The 18950-nt window shown below is 60.5% G+C and carries 15 protein-coding genes; 4 read left to right on the top strand and 11 right to left on the bottom strand.

The window, feature by feature from the left end; genetic code table 11:
- The first annotated feature begins 13 nt into the window (after window positions 1–13).
- Window positions 14–259, top strand: coding sequence for a hypothetical protein (locus HBOR_RS18310; RefSeq protein WP_006055743.1), 246 nt, complete (start codon window positions 14–16; stop codon window positions 257–259).
- 114 nt (window positions 260–373) lie between these two features.
- Here the strand turns inward: HBOR_RS18310 and HBOR_RS18305 are convergent, their stop codons facing one another.
- The 5 genes from HBOR_RS18305 to HBOR_RS18285 all read right to left on the bottom strand — a co-directional run bounded on the left by HBOR_RS18305 (window position 374) and on the right by HBOR_RS18285 (window position 9784).
- The gene (locus HBOR_RS18305) at window positions 374–2962 is read right to left on the bottom strand and encodes a hypothetical protein (RefSeq protein WP_006055742.1); all 2589 of its coding nucleotides are present in this window, start codon (window positions 2960–2962) and stop codon (window positions 374–376) included.
- Between the two features lie 297 nt (window positions 2963–3259).
- Complete coding sequence (locus HBOR_RS18300) at window positions 3260–4858, bottom strand: right-handed parallel beta-helix repeat-containing protein (RefSeq protein ID WP_006055741.1); 1599 nt, start codon at window positions 4856–4858, stop codon at window positions 3260–3262.
- A 20-nt stretch (window positions 4859–4878) separates the two neighbouring features.
- The gene (locus HBOR_RS18295) at window positions 4879–6474 is read right to left on the bottom strand and encodes an alkaline phosphatase family protein (RefSeq protein ID WP_006055740.1); all 1596 of its coding nucleotides are present in this window, start codon (window positions 6472–6474) and stop codon (window positions 4879–4881) included.
- Between the two features lie 171 nt (window positions 6475–6645).
- Entirely contained in the window at window positions 6646–7701 is a 1056-nt protein-coding gene (locus HBOR_RS18290) for a glycosyltransferase family 4 protein (RefSeq protein ID WP_006055739.1), read from the bottom strand.
- A 211-nt stretch (window positions 7702–7912) separates the two neighbouring features.
- Complete coding sequence (locus HBOR_RS18285; RefSeq protein WP_013440798.1) at window positions 7913–9784, bottom strand: hypothetical protein; 1872 nt, start codon at window positions 9782–9784, stop codon at window positions 7913–7915.
- A 450-nt stretch (window positions 9785–10234) separates the two neighbouring features.
- On the opposite strand from HBOR_RS18285, the gene HBOR_RS18280 reads away from it, so the two are divergent.
- A complete protein-coding gene (locus tag HBOR_RS18280) occupies window positions 10235–10567 on the top strand; it encodes a hypothetical protein (RefSeq protein WP_006055737.1) in 333 nt (110 codons plus the stop codon).
- 5 nt (window positions 10568–10572) lie between these two features.
- On the top strand, window positions 10573–11586 hold the full coding sequence (locus HBOR_RS18275) for a glycosyltransferase family 2 protein (protein WP_006055736.1): 1014 nt from the start codon (window positions 10573–10575) through the stop codon (window positions 11584–11586).
- Between the two features lie 17 nt (window positions 11587–11603).
- On the opposite strand, the gene HBOR_RS18270 is transcribed toward HBOR_RS18275, so the two are convergent.
- The 4 genes from HBOR_RS18270 to HBOR_RS18255 form a co-directional block, all read right to left on the bottom strand.
- Window positions 11604–12461 (bottom strand): polysaccharide deacetylase family protein, encoded by an 858-nt coding sequence (locus HBOR_RS18270; RefSeq protein ID WP_006055735.1) that lies wholly within the window; start codon window positions 12459–12461, stop codon window positions 11604–11606.
- Window positions 12462–13328: an FkbM family methyltransferase gene (locus tag HBOR_RS18265; RefSeq protein ID WP_006055734.1), complete on the bottom strand. Its 867-nt coding sequence runs from the start codon at window positions 13326–13328 to the stop codon at window positions 12462–12464. It lies immediately after the preceding gene.
- 1 nt (window position 13329) lies between these two features.
- Window positions 13330–14469, bottom strand: coding sequence for an FG-GAP repeat domain-containing protein (locus HBOR_RS18260; protein ID WP_006055733.1), 1140 nt, complete (start codon window positions 14467–14469; stop codon window positions 13330–13332).
- 66 nt (window positions 14470–14535) lie between these two features.
- On the bottom strand, window positions 14536–15489 hold the full coding sequence (locus tag HBOR_RS18255) for a sugar phosphate isomerase/epimerase family protein (protein WP_006055732.1): 954 nt from the start codon (window positions 15487–15489) through the stop codon (window positions 14536–14538).
- 154 nt (window positions 15490–15643) lie between these two features.
- Here HBOR_RS18255 and HBOR_RS18250 point away from each other — a divergent pair, with 154 nt between their 5' ends.
- On the top strand, window positions 15644–16867 hold the full coding sequence (locus HBOR_RS18250) for a Gfo/Idh/MocA family protein (RefSeq protein WP_013440797.1): 1224 nt from the start codon (window positions 15644–15646) through the stop codon (window positions 16865–16867).
- Window positions 16868–16889: 22 nt separating this feature from the next.
- On the opposite strand, the gene HBOR_RS18245 is transcribed toward HBOR_RS18250, so the two are convergent.
- Window positions 16890–17684 carry a DUF7537 family lipoprotein gene (locus HBOR_RS18245; RefSeq protein WP_006055730.1) on the bottom strand — a complete coding sequence of 265 codons (795 nt, stop codon included), beginning with the start codon at window positions 17682–17684 and terminating at the stop codon, window positions 16890–16892.
- Between the two features lie 69 nt (window positions 17685–17753).
- Entirely contained in the window at window positions 17754–18866 is a 1113-nt protein-coding gene (locus HBOR_RS18240) for a DUF354 domain-containing protein (RefSeq protein WP_006055729.1), read from the bottom strand.
- Between the last annotated feature and the right edge of the window lie 84 nt (window positions 18867–18950).

Here is an 18950-nt window from a genome sequence, read left to right as displayed (position 1 = left end):
TACATTGGTCAGTATGAACACGAACACGAGCGATTCTCTTTCCGAGAGCGACACCCGCGAGGTTTCGCTTCCCGTCCACATCCTTGACCGAATCGAGGGCCGCCTTCCCCGGTCGAACTTCGATACGTCCGACGAGTACGTTGCCTACGTCCTCGAAGAGGTTCTCGCGCGCGTCGAAGACGCGAGCGACGACGAGTACGAATCGGTTGACGAACGGGAGGTCGAGAGTCGCCTCAAATCGCTCGGCTACATGGAATAACGCGTCCGCAAAATAGTGAAGGGGCGTCGAACGTGTTTCTCAGTTCAGTCGTATCATCCCGACTGAGTGCGGGAACTCGACGCGGGTAGGGCGTAGGTGTCCGTGGCTGCGGTGTTACTGCCCGAGGTTCACCACCGCGTCACCGTTGATTTCCATCTTCGTGATGTCGCCGGAGAAGCGGTATCCGTCCTTCCCAGTCTTGACGACACCGGCGATTTTCCCGTCGAACACCTTGTCCTCGACGCTGTCGAGTGAGTTGCTCTCACCCGCGACGGTCAGGTCGGGGGCAGCCTCGATGTCGCCGGAGACGTAGACCGTGTAGGTTCCCGCGGCGTCACTGCCAGTCCCATCGACGACGAGCGTGTTCGGCAGACTGCTGCTGCCGAGCGTCGCGGGGTCAACTTCGTTCCCGTTGACGAAGACTTTCGCGTCCCCGTTCAGCGTGAAGTCCGTAATTTCACCGGCGTAGACGTACTTATCCTCGCCATCGGTGACGGCACCTTCCGCACTCTTCGTCGAGATGTTACCCGAGATGTCGTCCGTCTCGTCCGGAGAGACATCGATATCTTCGGAGACAGTGACCGTGTACGTCGAATTGGTCCCCGTTCCGGAAATGGTGAGCGAGTTCGGCAGGTCGCTGGTCGAATCGCCCTCACCGTACTGGTTCGGGTCGATTTCCTTGCCGTTGACCGTGACCGTCGCGTACTCGGCACCGTCGAACGTAAGGTCGGTGATGCTCCCGGTGTAGTGGAACGCGTCTATTCCGGAGTCGGGACCGACGCGGCCGGAAGCCGTTTGGCCGTCAACCGTATCCTCAAGTCCGCACGCTCCGCGGACGATTTCGCCGTCAACAGTCACGTCGTACGACGCCACGCCGCCGCCGGTACTCTTGACGACGAACCTGTTCGCCGAGAGGAGTTCGGGTGACACCTGCACCGACTTCGACCCGTCGGACGTTTCGATGTAGTAGTTTGCATGCTCGCCGCCGGTCACCGAGAAGTCCGTGACGTAGCCTTCGTACAGGTAGCTATCGACGCCGGATTCCGGGCCGACTCTGTCGGAAACCGTGTTGTTCTCGACGACGCCTTCGGCGTCAGAGGCGGGCTTCATCGTCCCGCTGGTCGAGACGGTGAACTCCGTCTTGCCGCCGCCCGTACTCTCGACTTTGAAGCGGTACGGGAGGTCGTAGCTCGATGAATCGTCCGATCCGCCGGATCCGTCCCCGGTCGAGGGCGTGCCGTCGCTCGGCGTCGAACTCGGCAGGGAAGGGAGCGGACAACTGTCGCTCGACGTGATGGACGAGGTGGAGACGCTCCCGTTCTTGAACGTCGTTGCCCGACCGCCGACGTTGATGTTCGTGTTCTCGACGGTCGATCCGTCACAGTTGTCGAGCAGGACGCCGTCGTTGTTGTTCGATGATTGGATACAGCAGTTGCGGATGACCGAGTTGGGACGGTCCTCGAAGTACATCGCGGCCTTGTCCCACGCGGACCCAGTGACGCTCACGCCGTCGAGTTCCATCTCGATCGGTTCGCCCGCCTCGTTGGTCGGGCTCTGTCCGTAGATGGGGATGACGTGACCGGAGTCACACTGGATACGTGTGTTGCGAATCTTTGCGCCGCCGGTATCGAAGTTGACATAGATCCCGGCGAGCGCCGTCGAAGTGGTGTTTTTGATGATGATGTCACAGTCCTCGATGACGGGACCGGAGAACTGCTTGTCGTTCGTCTGCGCCCAGATTGCCCGGTTGAGCTGGATGGGTTCGCCGTCGTCGTAGGTGGACTCGACTTTCTCGTTGCGGGGGTCCCAGTCTTCCGTGTCCATCACGATGGTACAGTTTCGGACCGTCGAGTCGCGGCCGGCGGCGCGAACTGCCGTGTGGACGACGTTCTTGAAGTATCCGTCCTCGATGAGGTAGGTTCCGTTCCCCTTTCCGGTGTAGATTCCGGATTCGGAGCCGTTGTGAATCTCGATGTTCCGCAGCACCATGTGGCCTTCGTGGCCGCGACCCGACCAGATGTCTAGTGAGGATTTGGGGTAGTGTTGGAACTCTGTCGGACCAGTCCGGTAGAGACCGTCTACGACTGCCGTCCCGTCGGAGTCGGTGACGTTCGCCGCGAACATCTGCGGACCCGTCGGGGTCCAGCCGTCGTACTCGACGTTCTTCAGGACGAAGTTGCGCTTGATGTTCCCGCCCATCCCGACCGTGGTGTCATAGTCGTCCAGTCGGTCGATGGTGAAGTTCTTCAGAACCGCACCGGCGACGTTACCGAAGTTGATCCAGCGCATGCCCTTCCCCTGCGGGGGAACGAACCGAACTTTCGAGCGGTCGTCGGCGATACCGACGATGCCCGTACGGTCTTCAAGGACTTGCTTGCTCGCTATCTTGTACGTCCCCGCGGGGAACTCGATGAGCGTGCCCGGACTGAGTGCGTCTTCGAGTTTGCTGTCGATCCGGTCGTTTCCGTTGGGATCCATTCCGAGGTCATCGACCGCGTTCACCACGCGGTCGAACGTTACGCCTTCGCGTTCGATTGCAGCGGTAGCCGTTGTGGTTGCAGCGCCCGCACCGGCGGCGACAGCAGCAGTCGCAGCACCTAGTTTCAGGGCGTCACGGCGGCCGAGCAGTTTTGTGTCGTCAGATTGGTTCTCAGTGTTTTCAGCGCCCGCGTCGTTCGGGCTGTTTGCAGGTTGTTCTGCCATGGACATCTGTTTAGACTCAGCTTAAGATATTAAATGCATCGATTATTCCATGGCGTATTAGTTAGGAATAATACCAAAAATATAGCGACTTTCATTAGATCTTGAATATCTAATTTTCATCTACATAACCGATTCTAACGGAGCGTTTACTTACCTGTTCCGGCTTCTCCCGGCACATTTGGCATAGTGTGACAAACAGCACGGTGTGTGCGTAGACGGTCTGAAAATGCGTTAATCAAGCATTAACTGCAGATCAGAAGAGATATGCCGACTGTAATTGTCGGTTCGGTCGGCGTCTTACTGCTCGTCGAGAACCGTCCCGTAGAGGCGGTCGTCGTTTGCGCCGATCACGGCGAACGTTTGCTTCGCTGTGTCGTTCCCATCCAGACAAGTGGACCCCGAGAGCGAACTTGCGAGTTGTTCCGTATCAGCGTCGGACAGCAGCGACGACTTGAGACGACGGAGGTTTTTGAGTGTCACGAGACACTGCTCTCCGTCGCTGTTACTCGACACTCGCAGGGGATAGCCCCCTGTGACGACGTTCATGTTGTCGATGACGGTCCCTTCGCAGTTGTTGAGGACGATTCCGTCTACGCCGACACTCGGTAGGTCAATCGTCACGTTCGAAATCTTCGAACCGGGGCGGTCTTCGAGAAGCATCGCAACGGTGTTCGACGCACGACCGGATATTTCGATGTTCTCGAACGTCACCTCCCACGGCTTTTTCGGCTGTTGGGGGCCTGTCGCCGGCTTGTCTACGACGATTGTACGGTAATCCGTATTATTGAAGAAGCGACAATTTCTGACTGTCGCAGCTCCTTGGCTGTGTTCTATCTTTAGGAGGGCTTCTGTCCGCGGCGACGCGTGTGCAATAACCGTACAGTCTTCGACCAGTCCGCCGGTGTAACCGTACTCGCCCGACTGTAGGTGGATTCCTCTTGCTTGGTGCCAGTTCCCCCGGTTTCCGGGAGTCCGGTCGTCCATGTCGATGACGACGGTGGCACCTTTCACCCATGATCCCTCTCCGGCGATTCGGACGCCGTCCCCGAGGTTGTTCTTGAACAACCCGCCTTCGACGCGGACGTTTCCTTGTCCTTTCGAGGCGTAGATACCGTGTTCGCCGCCGTTCTCGATGTGGAGGTTTCGATAGTACACTGTCCCGAGGTGCCCGCGGCCGGTGAATACGGTGATGGCGTTACCGGGGTAGTGTGCGAAGTCCTGCGGTCCTTTGCGGACAAACGTATCGACGACGGCGACGCCGTCGGGCTTCGTTACCTGAACGACGATACCGTTCTCCGCGCCGGACCCGGAGTTCTCCCGCGGGTTCGATCCGGCCTTCTCGACGTTGTACAGTTTGAGTCCATCGTCGACGAGAAAACCCATCCCGATGGACCGGTCGAACTTGCGACCCTGTTGCATGGTGAAGTTCTTGATGAGGATGTCACTCCCGCCATCGACCATTAGCCAGCGGAACGATCGGCCTGTTGGAGGCGTAAACTGCACGGCCCGCCGGTTCGTTCCGATTCCGACGATTCCCCATCTGGAGACGCCTTCGACGTCGTGCCGCCGCTTGACGCGGTACGTGCCCGGCGGAACTTCGATAAGCGTCCCTTCGCGGAGAGTCTGATCTAATGAGTCGTCTATCGCTTCTTCACCGCTCGGATCCCAGCTGAGGTCATCGACCGCGTTCACTACGCGGTCGAACCCGATTCCGTCCCGCATCCTCGGATTTTCATCGGGACTGTCCGACGTTTGCTTGAATGGACCGGGTTTCTCCGGGGTTGCTGTCGGCGTCGTGTCACGCCCGCCGCATCCTGCGAGGGAGGCGACGCCCGCACTTCCGAGGAGACCGAGGAGACGACGACGCGTGAACGTCCGACTGTCGTCGCGTGTCATTCGCCATCGATCCCGGTGGGTCACTCCATATACCCGAGTCCGCGAAGCCGGTCCTCGACCGTCTCGGTGTCCGTCTCCGTTGCTTTTGCACCCTCGCGTTTCGCGTACCGCCCCGTCTGGACGGCGGTCGTCGCCGGTTCGGAGTCGGACCGGAACATCTCTGCGAGAACTCGACCATCCGCCATCTCGGGGATCTCCTGTCCGAGCGAGTGGAGAACTGTCGGTGCCACGTCCACGACCTCGGCGTCTTCGACTGTCGCACCGGAGCGAACGTCGTCACCCCACGCGAAGAAAATGCCTTCCGGCCGATGGTACGCGGCGATATCCGTCGCAGGTTCGACTGCGCGCTCTCCGAGTTTCGGTTCGACGTGATAGCCGTCCTTTGCTTCGACCACGATATCCGGCGCTTCTGGATCATTTGGGAACAGTTCGTCCCCGTCGTGGACGGTGAGCAGTGAGTCTCCCGTTTCGGGGTCCGTCGCCGCTTCGAGAACGCCTATGACCTCGCACTTCGTCCGTTCGACGGCCGTCGGCGGGACGGTCCCCTGTTCGAATCGCTCGGTGTCGTTGATGTAGACGCTTCCGAGGCCGTGGAGGAAGGCGTCCGTCCGGTCGAACTCCACGTCGTACAGTCCGTGACTGCCGGGGATGCGTTCTGCGAAGAAGTCCACAACGGACTTTGGCAGGCTCCGGACTAGCTTTTCGTCCGTGATTCCGACGCTCTTTAGCGCACTCTGCACGCGCGCTTTGTTCAGCCCGATACTCGATAGCGCACCGCGCGTCCCGTCGCTGTCTTTGACGGTTAACAGCCCTTCGTCCGCGAGAATCCGGTTGACACTGATGACTTTCTCGATGGGCGCAAAGCCGTGATCGGAGACCACGTAGAGATTCGAATCGCGCTCCTCACAGTACGCCATTACGTCACCGAGGATTTCGTCGAGTTTCCCGTAGTGCTCACGGAGCGTTTCCTCGTCCCAAATGAGGTGCTGGAGTCTATCGGGAGCGACGTAGACGAAGAAGAACAGTCGCCACGCTTCGTTCTCCATGAGCATCTCCATCAACTGCCGACGACCGTCGAGGACGTTTTCGAGATCCCGAAGGAACTCCGCTTTGCGTCCCGCGTAGTCGCGCCATTTGATGTCGATCTCGTAATCCGGGAGCCGACGGTCGAATTCCGAGCGAAGCGAGTCTGGATTGACGGCCGCACCATCTATCTGCGGTGTCATCATACCGCTGACGATGCCGCTGTCTTCGCCGGGGTCGCTCGTCGGATACGTCATCGGGACGTTGGCGACAACCGACGGAGAGACGAGTTCCCAGAGCGGTGGTTGATCGATGTCCGCGCTGGAGTACGGCGACTGCTTGTACGCGGCATTGAGTTTCATGAACTCGTACAGTCCGTGCTTGTCGGGCCACGTCCCCGTTGCGATGGAGGGCCATGCGACGGGCGTGTTCGCGGGAACCGTACTCCGGAGCGGGCCCGACGCTCCCTCGTTCAGGAGGCGTTCGAAGTTCGGTAACTCGCCGTCGTCCACGAGGCGTTCGAGGAGTCCCCACGGAACTCCGTCGAGGCCCAAGACGAACGCTCGGCGAGTTTCATCATACGTATCGTTCACCGAGTCTGTCTCGTCTCGGTTAACGCTTAGTTATGGGCTGTATTCCAGGTTAGGGTATGCTTCACGCCGGTTTCACTGCCGTTCGAACGTCTACGGTCAGGGTGTTTATGGCCGACCAATCAAGATAGTTATTGCTGATCCGAGGCCGCACTCGTCGGTCGCCGTCGTCTGTCAGTGCGCGAGTTCGCGGTAGAGGTCGTCGAGTCGCTCGGTGGCGACGGCCCACGAATAGTTTTGTTCGACTCGCTCCCGACTCGTCTGTGCCATCTGTTCGACGCGCTCTGGGTCGTGAACGAGGTCTGACAGCGTCGCCGCCAGCGCCGTCGCGTTGCCCGGTTCGACGAGGACGCCGTTGTCATCGTTGATGAGGCTGGGGATCGCACCGACCGTCGTCGAGACGAGCACGTTCCCGCCCGCCATCGCCTCTAACAGTGCGATGGGGAGATTTTCGGCGTACGTGGGTAGCACGAACATTGAGCTATCGTTCAAGATTTCACGTTTCCGCTCCTCGGAGACGTATCCTTCGTAGCTCACCCGTTCGTGTCGCTCCGCGATATCTGCTGCGAGGTGCGACAGCGGACCGCTCCCGCCGATAGTGACACGGCAGTTCTCGTCGTTCCGCATCAGCGTGTCTACGGCCTCGACGAGCTCTTTGATGCCCTTGCGTTCGATATGGTTCGAAATAAAGACGAGATGCGGCGGCGACGCATCGTATCGCGGGTCGTACTCGTCGGGATCGACGGCGTTCGGGAGGACGGTTATTTTCTCCTCTGCGGCCCGGACGCCGACGATGTCTCGCCAGTAGTCCGAGAGGACGATGACTCTGTCACACTGCGAGAAAACGACCGACTGAAAGAGGCGAACCGGCTTCGACTCCGTCTGCATGAACGAGTCGAACGACGACCCGTGGATATGGAGGACGACGGGGACGCGCCAGATTGTAGACGCGAGGAGAACGTACAGACCCGACTGGTAGAACGAGTTCCAGTGACTGGAGTGGACGTGAACCACGTCCGGTCGGCGTCTGAACGGGAAGCGAAGTATCTGCACGAACGCGAGGAGTATCGCCACGGCAAACGCTCGGATCGAGTCGCTCGTCGGGACGGAAACGTCGTAGGTTCGAGCGGAGACGCTCCGAGGGAGGCGACGGCGTTGCTCTTGGATATACTGCGCGATACCACCGGTCGTACCGGCTGGTCCAACTAACAGAACGTCTGTCGCCCGCATTATAGACCAACTGGTGTCTCTTGAAGATATAGTAATGAGGCAGTTACACGGTACTGTGCTGAAACTCACTGCGGCTACTGTCGCGCCTGCACGACATCACAGAGGTGCGTGTACGACGATGGCCGTCGAATAAATACTCCGTTGCAGACCCTACGAGAGGTGAAACGGAGACGACTCACCCCGTTTAAAAGCAAGTTAACTGGTCGTTTTCTCAGGCGGTTCCAGTGAGTTCCCGCGCTGATTGACGTAGTAGGCGTCGAACCCACCGTTCGTGTGGATCTGTGAGATTCGCGGATTCGCCCCCGTCCGTGATGCGTTCGAAGTCTGCTTCTTGGTATCGAAGCGACCGAAACGCGTCCAACTCGCGGTCTTTGTCTTTTTCGGATACCACGAGATAGTAAAACGGCTGCTCCGAATACGAGTACTGCCTGAACTGCGTCACGTTCTCTGCACTGTTGAACTGCTCTCCAGACAGCGTCCACATCAGACGGGGGTCGAAGTCGTCGTTCAGTGCGTCGCTGAAGCGCCCCGGACCTGATCGAATGCCCGCCACGGCGGCCCCTTCCGCCCGGTGTTCGAAGGTGGTGTCGTAGCCGACGAACTGCTGTTCGGGGCTTTGCGGCGAGGGGTTGTAGATGTACGGCGAGGGGAAGTACGCTGCGAGCGAGAGACACAGCACAGCCACGGTGAGTACCGCGACGATAGCCTTCCTCCGTCCTCTAATTGTGTCTTGGAGCGTATCAGAGAGGTGATAGAGCGCGATTGCGCCGACGATACCGACGAGAACCATGGCGAATCCGAGGTGCCGGAAGAAGTACCCTGACACGTCGCCGATGAACTGCACGGCGAAAAACGGTCCGAGCGTCAGCGCAGAGAAGCCGATGTAGGTCACGGCCATGTCGCTGTCGGATCGATTCTGGATCATCCCGAACACTAGCGCGGCCACCAAACCGGCCGCCAAGGCGATGTACAGCGCGTTGACTGCGAACAGTTTGACGAACAGTTCGACGAGGCTGACACCGATTGCTTGTGCTGAACCCCCGCGCTCTGCGGCGACCTGTCCTGCACCGGTTCCAGTCGTCAGAAACGCCTGTGCGGACAGGTAGACGTTGTTCAGCAGCGTGAACGTCTGCTGGTACTGCGTCGCCCACACCCCGAGGAGGACCGTGAGGAAGATGACCTGTCCGAGTATCAGTCGATGGCGTTGCCCGCCGTCCGCCGCCGCTGGCTGCGTTACACGGACGCGACGGCGCCACGCGACACCGACCGCGAGTACGGTTCCCATGAATATGAGGACGTTCACCGCTACCTGCGGATGATAGAACACGTTCGCCGCCAGCGCGATTGGTAAGACGAGGCTGGTTGCTGCGGTCCAACTCGGAAGCGATACGTCTTCTGCGTCACGAGTGAGATGCTTGAACAGTAAGTAGAGAACAAACGGGAAGTACAGCGTCGTCAGCGTGTACGTGTGGAAGTGCGAGTGTGTACTGATGTTGTTGATCGGCAGCATCAGCATGGCCGTGAACGCCGCGATGATGACCGCACGTGAGTCACGCACGACTACCCACACGGCCAAGGGGACGAAAAGCAACGTCAGCACCGACATCGTAAGCATCGCGTACATCATTCCCCACCTGACCGGGACGCCCATCGTCTGTGAGAGGAACACACCGAGTGAGTGCCCGCCGGGATAGATGAGGTCGAAGAATCCGAACTCGGGACCGAGCATCTGCTTTGCCCAGCCGAGATGTGTCAGTGCGTCGCCCGACCCGAAGAAGTAGTATCCTCGGAAAAGCGGGAGTGCGAGGAACGATACCGTACTCAGGCCTGTGAGGCTGACACCGGTGATTCGACCGAGATCGCGGTCGAACAGTGCCACGACAGTACCGATGGTTGCTGCGCCAATGATACCGACCCAGAATGCGGGCGGCGTCGCCGCGTACACTGACACTTCGTATCCGGTCGCAGGGTCCGCCCGTGCTGTAAGGACGCCACCGGCAAGGCCGAGGAATCCGACGACGAGGAGTACTCTCGTCCAGCGTGGGGACGTCGAGTCAGCGTGTTGGCTCTGTGAGGGAGACACGGTTGTCAGCCCCCCGGTTGCGACTGCCGCGCTGGTTTATCTTTGCGTCCTGTGCGGACTGCTCGGAGAACGAACATCACGCTTTGTGTGAACGTTGAAGACATCTTTGGTTATTAGCAGTGTAACACACCGAGGCGGTAGAATGGGTCTGTGGTACGGTTCGGTGGCCTTCGTTTCGGGAGTCGCTATCGTTTCGGGCGCGACGATAGCGAGAGACAACTGAATCTCTACTGGCACACCGATGCTGGGGTGATGATGATTGTTTCGGCGGCTAACCAGACACCCGTTCCATTGTGCGGGTGTTTCATCCCGTATAACCATACCTTTCCCCAGTGTTCACCGTAATGTGTACGGGCGCGACGGGTCGCGGCGCAGAGTTCGGTCGCACAGGGGTCCGTGTTGACCGCCGCTGACCGACTGTCGAAACGAGATGCGGTCTGAGTAGTGTTCATGCAAGGATACGACCGCGGTCGATTACCGCAACGAGGGGACGAGGACAGCTATAAAAACGGGACGATGGAAGTCATCTTCACGACCGGGGACAGCCACGTCCGCACACTTCGAGAGTATCCACCCACCGACTCGCTTTCACCCCCAACCCCCGCTATCGACGCGCTCTCAACCGCAACTCCAGCTATCGACTCGCTCTCACTCACAACTCCAGCTAACGACGCATTCGACGAATCGGTTTCAACTGCAACGTCCCGCGGTGTGAACACGGACGTGGCCTCCTTGCCGGACGCCTCCGCGTTCTCTACTCCGGACGGGATGACGGGCGAGTAATCGACATGCAGTCCGAGTCGGACACCGGACCGGATTCCGAACCGCAGAGCGTGGTGGACAACTCGGAAGCACCCGCCGACGAGACGCCCTGCATCGGCAGAGCCGAACGGTTATCCGGTGTGTACCGGCACTTAGTCGAGACGGGATTCGACAGCGTCCAGGCTACCGAACCGGCAATTTCGGTCGTCGTCGTGACGTTTCAGACTAGCAGGAACGCGTTCGACTCCGTCCTCACCGCAATCGAAGCACAGACCGACGACGCGTTCGAACTTGTCGTGGTGAACAACGGCGTCGATTGGGATATCGAGTCGAGACTCCACGACCTTGACTGTGGGACGGCGTACGTCGAACTCATCCGGAACTGCGGCGTCACGATTGCGCGAAATCTCGGTGCGGAACTCGCCCTTTCCGACCTCCTGTTGTTTCTTGATGACGATGCCGTTCCGGAGGAGAATTTCGTTGCGGCGCACCGCTGCGCACACGACGATTCGGACGTTGTCGCCGTACGCGGTCGCATCTTTCCCCAATCGAAGACGTTCTACAACCGGCTTCAGCGCTGGTACGACCTCGGTGATCGGACGCTTCCGTATCTTCTGAACATTGAGGGGAACACCTCCATCGACCGCGAGGCGTACCGCTCGGTTTCGGGATTCGACGAGAAGCTCGGCGGACGTGCGGGACACGAGGGTATCGACCTCACGTATCGGCTCATCCGTACTGGGTATGACCGCGACCAGATCGTTTACTGCCCGGACGCCGTTATCTATCACGACTACGCGACGAGTCTCTCCGGCTACATCCGCAAACGCATCGTCAGTCGTCGGTACCGAAAGCGACTCACGAATCGACGGCCCGAACTGTTCGAGTTCGCCCGAACGTACTCGCCGCCGGACGATGTCACGAGAAACAAGTCTCCGCTCGACCATCTCGTCCATCTTGCACTTGACGGCGTCATCCGTCTCGGCTGTCGGGCGGTTGAGGTACGCGACACGATCCGCAGCCAGTTCCTGAACGGGTAGCAGAGCTGCTTTTTCGATCAGCTGACCAACTCGGTCAGTTCCCACCGGAGTCCGGAGAGGTCCCATCGAACGTACTGCTCCTCTTTATGCGCACGCACACGAGGAAGTCGATATCTGTCAGCGGCTTCGATGTCAATCAGGACCCCGTGCTGAGAGGTAACCGCCAATCTGTGTGATTCTTCCACTACTGACACCGCTTCGCCTGAGTACCGGCCGTACGGGTAACAGAAACGGTCAACGTCTACGCCCAATCGCTCTTCGAGTACGTCTCTCGCACCGACGATTTCGTACTCCAGCGTCTCCCGGTCGTGGATGCGGCCGAGGTCCGGGTGCGTCCGCGTGTGGGTGCCGACGGTGACGAGCGGGTCCGCCGCAACCTCGTTCAGCCGGTCCCACGACATCATACTCGGACCGCGGACGGTCTCTCCGTCGAATAACGACGGATCGTTGAACGATTCGTGGTCGATTGGTGACCGCGCGAATCGATACGCGTAGTCGTCGGGACAACCGCCGACGAACTCGACTGGGACGAACAGCGTCGCCGGGACGTTGTACTCGCGGAGTAGCGGGAGGACGTTCTCGTAGAAGTCGTCGTACGCGTCGTCGAACGTGAGTGCAACGCGTTTTCCACCGTAGGAGTCGAGGACTGCGGGCAGGTCACCTACCGTGAAGTGTTCGGTAATGTAGTCGAGGTCACGACGAAATCGGTCGGTGGAGATGTTTCCGTAACCCGCAGGCTCACCGACAGCGTGGTACGCAAGGACGGCGTTTGCCTCGTCCGGGTACAGATGCGAGACGTTCGTCGCACCGTCGAGTCGAGCGAGCGCCTCGAATCCGGCACGGGCAAGCCGTCTCGTCAGACTGGCATCGGTCATTTACGACTCTCGCGTTCCCCACAGGAAGTGACCACCGTCCCACTCGGCGAGACGCTCGACGTGCAATCCAGACGATTCGAGGATGTCCCGTATCTCCTCACCCTCGTCGCCGCGGGTGAAGTGCTTCTCGTAGACGTTGACACAGACGATACGGCAACCGAGGAGACTGCGTTGAAGCCCGCGCAGGACGTTGAGTTCGGCCCCTTGTACGTCTACTTTCAACACTGTCGGTGCCGGGACACCGTCGGTGACCAGCGAGTCACCGCAGTCAGTCTGTACGGTGGTTCGTCGGCGGCTGGAGAGACCGTTGAGAGTACCGAACGCACCTGCGCCGCTCGGGCTGTTGACGCCGAGTTCGGCTCGTCTGCTCTCGTCGTCGAGAGCGAGTTGTCGAACTGTCGCGTCACGCCCGTTCCGTTTGAGGTTCTCTCGGAGTTGTTCGGCGTTTTCGGGAAGGGGTTCGATAGCGATGACGGTGCCTGCGGGGACCTGTCCCGCGGCCAGGACGCTGAACACACCGACGTGCGCGCCGACATCCCAGACCACGTCGTCGTCGCGGAGGCTCCGTACGAAGTGTTGGAGAACCAGCCTGTCGGGGTCGGTCCGGTACTTCGACAAACTCTCGTACTCGAACCGTGTCGAGATGCGGAAGCGCCACTCCTCGCCATTGATGCGAAACACCGCTTCGTCCGGAAGCAACGGACCTGTCATGCGATTCATCACGTCAGAGAACACACTGTCGAAACCGAGCAGTCTGACAGCGTCAGCGACCGCCGTTCCGGTAACTCGGCTGACGACGGCCTCCTTCGTCATGCTTGCACTCTCCCGAACGCGCGGACGGATTCCGATGTCGGGCGTCAGAGACATCTCAAGCCACGTTGAACCACGCGTCCACACTCGGTTCGACGTAGGATTTTCCGACGATGTCGAGTCGCCCATCACCGTCTAAATCCACGAGTTTCGCCTCGTGCGTCGGGACGCCTTCGACGATCACTTCCTCCTCGAACGTGCCGTCCCCACGGTTCCAGAAGACGAACTGCCGCGGGTTGTGCCCCGATTCGAGGCCCATCTCGGCAACGTACACGTCCGGGCTCCCGTTGCCGTCCAAATCCGCGAGTTGGAGCGAGTGAGGATTCGATAGGTCGTCATGCAGAATCGTCGGTGTCCACCCCGGCGGATCGAACACGCCGAGACGTGCGCGTCTGTCGCCCTGATACGGGAGGTCTCCCTCAGTGACGATCACCTCGCTCTCGCCGTCGCCGTCAACGTCTGCGGCGACGACGCGCGTCCAGTCCCATCCGGTGGCGATGCGCTCTCGCGTCCACGATCCGTCGTCTTCGCGGTGGAACACGTTCGGCCCGGCGAGAATTTCGACGGTCCCATCGCCGTCGATGTCGCCGACTTGGACGCCCTCGACGTTGATGTTGTCGGCGACGACGTGGCGGTTGGCAACCGGCCACGGTTCGCGCCGGGGATCTGCGGGCACGTCGTAGTAGAAGATCACTTCGCTTTCCTGTGATAACGCGATCACTTCGCTCTCGCCGTCGCCGTCTACGTCCGCGACGGCGACGTCGTGGTACTTCTCGAAGTCGTCGGTGACGAGGCGGCGCGTCCACGACTCGCGCGGGTCGTCGGGTTGCTCGAACCAGTAGAGGTCGTACTGGTTGAGGTTCTGTCCGGCGACGAGGTCTACCGTCCCTGTCCCCGTGATGTCCCCGAGGGCACCGCCGACCGAGAGGTCCGGCGCGCGGGCCACGTCGTGTCGTTCCCATCCGGGGTTCTCGTACCAGAACACGTTCCGCTCGTGACGATGAATCGCCTCGCGCGTCCCCGGCAGTTTGCGCAGGTCTATCTCCTTGCCGAGGACGGGCAGCGTGACGGGATACTCGCCGCCGAGCGCGCCGACGAGAACGTCTGGGCGACCGTTTCCCGTCAGATCAGTCGTGAGGCAGAAACTCATTCGACCGCACGGTGGCGAATCGTCGAGGCGACGGTGCTGAAGTTCCATACACCAAGTGACCCCCGAGACCCGGATTGTAATAGTGCGATTAACCGATTTCGGGTATCGTACCGGCTATCGCGGCGACTCGATGCGCGCGGACCCGGCCAACTCTGCACTGTCTGTGTCATCGTCTCCGCAGAGGCGACCGAGCAGGGCCGCGCCGTCGTCGATAGTCCGGTGCGGGTCGTCCGGGTCGTCGTGTTCGTAGACCAGCCACTCGGTGCCGCTTTTGCGTGCCGCGTGGGCGACGGCGTCGAAATCTACGTCGCCCTCTCCGGGGTCGGCGTTGTCGTACGTTCCGAATCGACCTGTCGCTGCTACATCGCGGACGTGGATGCAGGGAATCCGTCCAGCGGCGAGTTCGACCGCCGCCGCAGGATCGAATCCGGCGGCGGTGACTTCACCCACGTCCACCTCGAAGCACACGTCTTCCGGCGTCGTTCGGGCGAGGAGGTTCCAAAACCCGGATTCGCTCGGAACCTCTGCGAGATCAGCGCGGGGGTCCGCACGGCGGAGACGGGCGAGCGCCTGTGCGCCGATGTTGGCGACGCCCTGCGGGACCGGTGTTTGGTCGAACACCGTGCCGACGGCTTCCGGGAACATCGGATACAGGTCGTGACGCATCGTATGGTAACCGAGGCGCACGCCGTGTGCGTCGAGTTCGTGGGCCACATCCGTGAGACGGTACGAGAGCGACCGAACGGCCCACCGCGTCTGGAAGTGCCGCGGCGAGATGTGGGGAACGATTACTCGGTCACAACCGACCGTCTCCAAGCGCTCAAGCAAGTCGTTCGCTCCCTCGACGGCTTCTTCCACCGCTGAGAGGTCGGCGTGGGCGGCGACCGGGACGACACCCGTCTCCGCGAGTGCGTCGGCAACGGCTTCGGGGTCTTCTTCGAAGAACCGATTTGCGAACTCGACGCCTTCGAACCCGGCGTTCGAGACGCGCCGAATCACGTCGGGGAGCGGTTCGGGTAGCTCCCGGACGCTGTACAACTGTATCGCTGGACGTGGCGCACGCTCCATACTCCCGAGGTGTCCTCTTCGAGTCATTGTAATGCATCTGTTAAGGCCACAAGCGCGACCACAACCACTGAACTGTGTCTCCGCCCTCCATCGTTCGGCGTGGCCAACCGTTATGACGCGTATACTCAACGACCGGACACTCGTACGCTCCTGTGTGACATTTAGAATCGGATTCGTCGGCACCGGCGACCCCGACGGTGACGGCTTTGCCATGGCGTACCGCCACGCTGCGGGCTACGAACGACTCGACGACTGCGAACCCGTCGCTTGCGCGGACATCGTTCCCGAGAACGCGGCCGCGTTTGCGGCCGCGTACGACATTGACGACGCTAACGTCTACGAGAAATACGAGGAGATGCTCTCTGAGACGGAACCGGACGTAGTGAGCGTCTGCGTCCCGCCCGATACTCACGCTGACATCGTTGTCGATATCGCCCAGAGTGGCGTTGTGGAAGCCATCCACTGCGAGAAGCCGCTGGCCCTGACGTGGGGCGATGCAAAGCGCATGGTCGAAGAGTGCGAGGCCGAGGGTGTTGCGCTCACGATCAACCACCAGCAACGCTTCGGGAAACCCTACCGGCGGGCGAAGGCGCTCTTGGACGACGGAAGGATCGGCGAGCTACGGCGTATCGAGTTCCGTGAGGAGCATCTATACGATACGGGAACGCACGCGTTCGATCTCGCCAACTTCTACAACGACATCGAACCCGTCGAATGGGTTCTCGCACAGATCGACTACACCAACGAGAACGTGCTGTTCGGAGCACACAACGAGAATCAGGCTATCGCACAGTGGCGGTACGAGAACGGGGTCTACGGACTCGCTTCGACGGGTCGCGGAGAGGCGTTTTGTGGCGACGCCCTGTTCCGTCTTCTCGGCACGAAGGGCGTCATCGAGGTGCGCGACGACGGAACGCTCGCGTACCGCCGCGACGGGAAGTCGTGGAAGACGGTCGATACCGGAACTGACGGCCGCTACCGACCGAAACCGGGGAAGATCCGCGCCGGAACCCGACTTGTCGCCCGCCGAATCTCCCCGCGCCTCGCCAGCCATCTCGACTCTACGACGTACACCGAACGCGCCATCGAGGAGCTCATTCGTGCGTTACGCGACGGCGAGGAGTCGGAGTTGAATGGCCGTGACGCACTCGCCGCGGACGAACTTATCTTCGCGGCGTGGGAGTCCTCGCGTCGCCGCGGACGCGTCGAACTGCCGTTGGATGTCGAGGACAACGCGTTGGAATCGATGGTCGAGGAGGAAACAGTCGATCCCGAGGCAATGGATCGAAGCGCCGCCACGGATGAGTCTGCAACGACGGCGACGCGGGGGCGACTGGGGTCGATTCGCGCTCGACTTGTCGGCCTCGTCGGGCGATAGCTACCTCGTTGCGGGAGTCAGATCAGCCCGAACGGTTCGTTTCCTCCAGTGCAGTTGGGACCCACGACGGTCGCTCAACGGTCACTGACTCGTTGGATCGCACCCGGTACGTTTCGGTTACCTTGACGTTCGTCCCGTCAAGCGTGCCCTCGTAACGGAGTGTGTACGTCCGGACGACGCCGTGGGGTGTCACGGTAGCGGTGAACGATGTGTTCGAGATGTTCTTGGTACCGACGCGCCGCAGTTTCGTCTCGACCGGTCCCGTTCCGAGCAGATGAACGAGCGGCTGGCCATCCGTCGTCGTTCCCGTCGTTCGCGTCTCTATCTTCGTAAACAGGGCGAGTAGCCGTGATCGCGTCACCTCCCGTACGAAGTTATCTTGCTCTCTGAAGAACCGCTGTTCTTCGTCGTCTCTGACAACGATCACGGAAGTCGTACTGTTCGCCCACATCTCGTACGCTGTACCCGAGAGCAGTCTCGATGACTGGCCGCGGACGCGTTGCAGCATGTGGTACCGGTTGTTGTCCGTTCCGTGCCGGGTCGTCCGCACCTGCCGAGCGTGACTGCCGTTGGGATACTCGACGGTGACGGTGTGGTTCGATACGTACGAGCTGTTGGCCGTTTGCGTGTGGTGTGCGCTGACGAGCGCGATAGCGTCTGTGACGCCATGATCAGTGACTCCGGGCGGGTTCGAAACTGACTCGTCTGGCGTCGGTGTCGATTCAGGCTCCTGCGCACCGATTTCACCGAACGCGCCGTTACAGCCTGCGAGGAGGACTAATACGGCGACTGTGATGTGGAGGGCTGTCCGAGCCATGTATCAAATCAGCAACTAATACACATAATTTTTCGGGTCCGCGCGATCGGTGGCGGGAAAACGGGTGACTCAGTTGACTCTCTCGTTCAGCAAGTCTGCAGTCAGATCGGCAACTTCGCGTCGGACGCGACGAGCGCGGGTTCGGTCGGGATGTGCGTCACGGTCGGAGATGGACGTCACGTAGTCGAGGATGTCTTCGGCGTCACGCGAGTGGAATATCTCGCCCGCGTCGATCAGCGCCCGGTCTACGGAGATGCGCGTACTCGGGAAAAACGATACCGCGGGTGTTTCCATACGGGCCGCTTCACGCGCCATCGTTCCCGATCCGGTCAGTACGCACCGTGCGTGCCACGAAAGTTCCAATCCCGAGAGCGGGTTGTCGGGGATGTAGATTCGCTCTGCTGGCAATCCGTCGGCAAACGAGCGGTCGTTCTCTTCGCGGGGGAGATAGACCACGTTCACACCGCGTTCGACGGCTCCAGCGAGAATGTCGGGGACGAGGGACCCGTTCGCGTCTACGTACGTCGCAGACAGGGCCTCGGGCCGAACGACGATGAACTCCTCGCTGTCGAACGGGAGTTCGTCGAGGAACGTGGGGTCGGGATCGAAGGCGGCCACGTATACGTCCTCTTTGTACCCGCTGTACGTGTGGACGCTGTCCGGATCCGCTCCTCGCTCTGTGAGTACCTCGGACTGGAACGCTTCCGGGACGACGTTATGCGTCGCCTGCGCCTCTAGTCTGTGGTACAGTTCCTCCGCCTTCAGTCCGTCCACGTAGGCGCAGATGTCGTTATCCGTGAAGTGGATCGACGGCATTCCGCGCGCTTTCGCCGCGAGGACGCACATCGCGTTCCGAGAGGAGAGCGCGACATCCGCCTTCGGTGCTTTGACAGCCAGTTGTGCGGTTCGCAGCGGTATCCCTAGCTTGCGGAGGTGTGGGTTCTCGTAGTCCTTTCCGAGTGTCTGAAACTCGTAGCCGACCTGTCGAGCGAGCGGAACCGTTTCGGTTTTCTCTCGCACGGTCACCGTTGTCTTGACGTTGGTGAGCGAGTCGGTCAGTGCCTTGAAGAAAAACGGGTGGGACGGACTGGCGAGGTCAACCCACACGTCGATAGCCCGTCCAGCGTCGTGTGTTGTCTCTGACTGCTCAGCATCGTTGGCGGCGAACGTCGCTCGACTCACAGTTGTTCACCGCCTGTCGATTGGGAGGTCGTACGAAGGCCACCGGTCGTGCGGAGGCTATCGGATGCGCTCGTCATCTATCGA

It is taken from the genome of Halogeometricum borinquense DSM 11551 (assembly GCF_000172995.2).
Classification (GTDB): domain Archaea; phylum Halobacteriota; class Halobacteria; order Halobacteriales; family Haloferacaceae; genus Halogeometricum; species Halogeometricum borinquense.
The sequence above is the reverse complement of the archived record's forward strand: the minus strand, read 5'-3'. Positions and strand labels throughout refer to the sequence as shown.

Excerpts from the sequence above, each read along its gene's own strand:
- HBOR_RS18310 (WP_006055743.1), top strand. The coding sequence starts at position 14 with ATGAACACGAACACGAGCGATTCTCTTTCCGAGAGCGACACCCGCGAG.
- HBOR_RS18305 (WP_006055742.1), bottom strand. The coding sequence starts at position 2,962 with ATGGCAGAACAACCTGCAAACAGCCCGAACGACGCGGGCGCTGAAAAC.
- HBOR_RS18300 (WP_006055741.1), bottom strand. The coding sequence starts at position 4,858 with ATGACACGCGACGACAGTCGGACGTTCACGCGTCGTCGTCTCCTCGGT.
- HBOR_RS18290 (WP_006055739.1), bottom strand. The coding sequence starts at position 7,701 with ATGCGGGCGACAGACGTTCTGTTAGTTGGACCAGCCGGTACGACCGGT.
- HBOR_RS18280 (WP_006055737.1), top strand. The coding sequence starts at position 10,235 with ATGCAAGGATACGACCGCGGTCGATTACCGCAACGAGGGGACGAGGAC.
- HBOR_RS18275 (WP_006055736.1), top strand. The coding sequence starts at position 10,573 with ATGCAGTCCGAGTCGGACACCGGACCGGATTCCGAACCGCAGAGCGTG.
- HBOR_RS18270 (WP_006055735.1), bottom strand. The coding sequence starts at position 12,461 with ATGACCGATGCCAGTCTGACGAGACGGCTTGCCCGTGCCGGATTCGAG.
- HBOR_RS18265 (WP_006055734.1), bottom strand. The coding sequence starts at position 13,328 with ATGTCTCTGACGCCCGACATCGGAATCCGTCCGCGCGTTCGGGAGAGT.
- HBOR_RS18260 (WP_006055733.1), bottom strand. The coding sequence starts at position 14,469 with ATGGAACTTCAGCACCGTCGCCTCGACGATTCGCCACCGTGCGGTCGA.
- HBOR_RS18255 (WP_006055732.1), bottom strand. The coding sequence starts at position 15,489 with ATGGAGCGTGCGCCACGTCCAGCGATACAGTTGTACAGCGTCCGGGAG.
- HBOR_RS18245 (WP_006055730.1), bottom strand. The coding sequence starts at position 17,684 with ATGGCTCGGACAGCCCTCCACATCACAGTCGCCGTATTAGTCCTCCTC.